Source organism: Streptosporangium fragile, assembly GCF_039534445.1.
Taxonomy (GTDB): domain Bacteria; phylum Actinomycetota; class Actinomycetes; order Streptosporangiales; family Streptosporangiaceae; genus Streptosporangium; species Streptosporangium fragile.
The window spans coordinates 1-595 of record NZ_BAAAVI010000191.1 but is presented as its reverse complement, the minus strand read 5'-3'; the positions used below and the strand labels follow the sequence as shown (position 1 = coordinate 595).

The following is a 595-nucleotide window of genomic DNA, read 5'->3' as shown; positions in this document are numbered from 1 at the left end:
GAACCAGCCGGACCAGGAGACGACGTAGGTGACCGCGGGCAGCAGGACCATGGAGAACAGGGCACCGGTCAGGTCCTTGTCGAGTACGCCCCGGTAGGGGGCGTTCAGCCCGACCGCGCGGCGGGCCCCGGCGTCCCAGAGCAGGGACATCACGAAGAAGGCGATCAGGAAGAACCCGCCCGACCATTTGACCGCGCAGGCGGCGCCCAGGCAGAGCCCGGCGGCGATCCGCCACGGGCGCGGGCCCAGCCAGGGGCCCCGGTCGCTCGGCGGCGACGACTCGTACCAGTCGGCGAGCCGCTCCCGCGCCCGGTCGCGGTCGACCACCAGGCAGGCGAACCCGGCCAGCACCCAGAACATCAGGAAGATGTCCAGCAGCGCGGTACGCGACAGGACGAAGTGAAGCCCGTCCAGCGCGAGCAGCAGCCCGGCCAGGCAGCCCAGGAGGGTCGAGCGGGTCATCCGGCGGGCGACCCGGGCCAGGATCAGGATCGACAGCGTGCCGACCACGGCGGCGGCGAACCGCCAGCCGAACGGGGTCATCCCGAAGATCTGCTCGCCCACGGCGATCATCCACTTGCCCAGCGGCGGGTGG

1 protein-coding gene is annotated in these 595 nt (G+C 72.3%); it reads right to left on the bottom strand.

From position 1 onward, the window contains the following. On the bottom strand, positions 1-595 hold a 595-nt coding region (locus ABD841_RS40590), incomplete at both ends, for a phospholipid carrier-dependent glycosyltransferase (protein ID WP_344982411.1).